The sequence below is a fragment of the Aliiroseovarius crassostreae genome (assembly GCF_049803815.1).
GTDB classification, from domain to species: Bacteria; Pseudomonadota; Alphaproteobacteria; order Rhodobacterales; family Rhodobacteraceae; genus Aliiroseovarius; species Aliiroseovarius crassostreae_A.
In genome coordinates, this window is sequence record NZ_JBNAGI010000008.1 from 1 (window position 1) to 2,036 (window position 2,036).

Consider the following 2,036-nt stretch of genomic DNA (forward strand, 5'->3'; position numbering starts at 1 on the left):
ATGGCTAAGGAAAAGTTTGAACGCGGCAAACCGCACGTGAACATCGGCACCATCGGTCACGTTGACCACGGGAAGACCACTTTGACGGCAGCGATCACCAAGTTTTTTGGTGACTTCAAAGCCTATGACGAGATTGACGGCGCGCCGGAAGAGAAGGCCCGCGGGATCACCATCTCGACCGCTCACGTTGAGTATGAGACCGAGAACCGTCACTACGCCCACGTGGACTGCCCGGGTCACGCTGACTATGTGAAAAACATGATCACCGGCGCCGCGCAGATGGACGGTGGTATCCTGGTTGTGAACGCTGCTGACGGCCCGATGCCGCAGACCCGCGAGCACATCCTGCTGGCGCGTCAGGTTGGTGTGCCTGCTCTGGTTGTCTTCATGAACAAAGTTGACCAGGTTGACGACGAAGAGCTGCTTGAGCTGGTTGAAATGGAAGTTCGTGAACTGATGAACGAATACGACTTCCCGGGCGACGACATGCCGATCATCGCGGGTTCCGCGCTGGCCGCCATGGAAGGCCGTGACAACGCAATCGGCGAAGACAAGATCCGCGAGCTGATGGCGGCTGTTGACGAATACATCCCGACCCCGGATCGTCCGGTTGACGGCGACTTCCTGCTGCCGATCGAAGACGTGTTCTCGATCTCGGGCCGCGGTACCGTTGTGACCGGCCGTGTGGAACGTGGTGTTGTGAACGTTGGCGACGAGATCGAAATCGTTGGCATCAAGGACACCCAGAAAACCACCTGTACCGGTGTTGAAATGTTCCGCAAGCTCTTGGATCGCGGTGAAGCTGGTGACAACGTTGGTGTTCTGCTGCGCGGTATCGACCGTGAAAAAGTTGAGCGTGGCCAGGTTCTGTGTAAGCCGGGTTCGGTAAACCCGCACACCAAGTTCGAAGCCGAGGTCTATATCCTGACCAAGGAAGAAGGCGGCCGTCACACCCCGTTCTTCGCAAACTACCGTCCGCAGTTCTACTTCCGCACCACCGACGTGACCGGCACCGTTGAGCTGCCGGCCGGCACCGAAATGGTGATGCCGGGCGACAACCTGAAGTTCAACGTTGAACTGATCGCCCCGATCGCCATGGAAGAAAAGCTGCGCTTCGCCATCCGCGAAGGCGGCCGCACCGTTGGTTCGGGCGTTGTGTCGAAGATCATTGAATAATTCACACCAGTGAATGTTCAAAAAGAAGGGCCGCCCAATGGGCGGCCCTTTGCATTTGAACTCAATGATCCCGAGGCATATCATCAAGTTCTTGTTGGCAACCGAGGGGGGCCCATTTCACTGGTTGACGTGGTTAGGCGGTTGTTCTCAGGTGGCGCTGCGGAGTTTCCAATGGGAGTGAGAGAAAGTGCCGAGATGGTTCTTTGTTGTTTTGGGGATGATTTGCCTGTCCGCTGTCGTGGTGGAAAATAGGATTTCTGATCGGCGGAATGCTCCACCTGAGTGGACAATGAACGTTCTGAATTGTGTTTCGGAGAATGCGGACAGAACCACCTTTCCGGCTCGATACGATGCGATGGTCATAGATTTGAAGGAGGGGTATGAGGGAATTCAGGTCGTATTTCTTTGCGTTGATAGCATTATTTTCAGATGCGTGGGGGCCAATGATTATGACCGGTGTGAGGCTAAGCTTTTGAAAGAGGTACAGCGCTTCAATCGACATCTGGTTCAGCAGTTGGGTGCACGAAACAGCCCGGACAAAAGGCAGTCCGAATTAGAAGCTTGTCATGAAAAGTCAAAGACCCTGCCGCAGGACCGTCAGGCGAGTTTTCAATCATATTGCATTGCCGCCTCAGAGAAAGCCTTTACAGCCGATTTGCTTTTGATGTGGAAGAAAAAGTATCAATCGGATTAATCAGAAAGGTCGCCGCAAAGCGGTATTTCTTGTTGGGTATGGTAAATTGAGTAAGCCCAAGTATTTCTCTTGCGTCCACTGCCCAACGGGGTTCTAGTTTTCTAGTTTTCTAGTTTTCTAGTTTTCTAGTTTTCTAGTTTTCTAGTTTTCTAGTTTTCTAGTTTTC

At 53.2% G+C, this 2,036-nt stretch carries 2 protein-coding genes; both read left to right on the forward strand.

Annotation, left to right across the window (positions count from 1 at the left end):
- A partial coding sequence (gene tuf / locus ACP15V_RS16015) for an elongation factor Tu (protein WP_424944403.1) occupies positions 1-1,176 on the forward strand: 1,176 nt, incomplete at its 5' end.
- Between the two features lie 289 nt (positions 1,177-1,465).
- Positions 1,466-1,870 (forward strand): hypothetical protein, encoded by a 405-nt coding sequence (locus ACP15V_RS16020; RefSeq protein ID WP_424944402.1) that lies wholly within the window; start codon positions 1,466-1,468, stop codon positions 1,868-1,870.
- Positions 1,871-2,036 lie beyond the last annotated feature (166 nt).

Bases quoted from the DNA above. Each gene is read 5' to 3' on its own strand.
- ACP15V_RS16020 (WP_424944402.1), top strand. From the start codon at position 1,466: ATGAACGTTCTGAATTGTGTTTCGGAGAATGCGGACAGAACCACCTTT.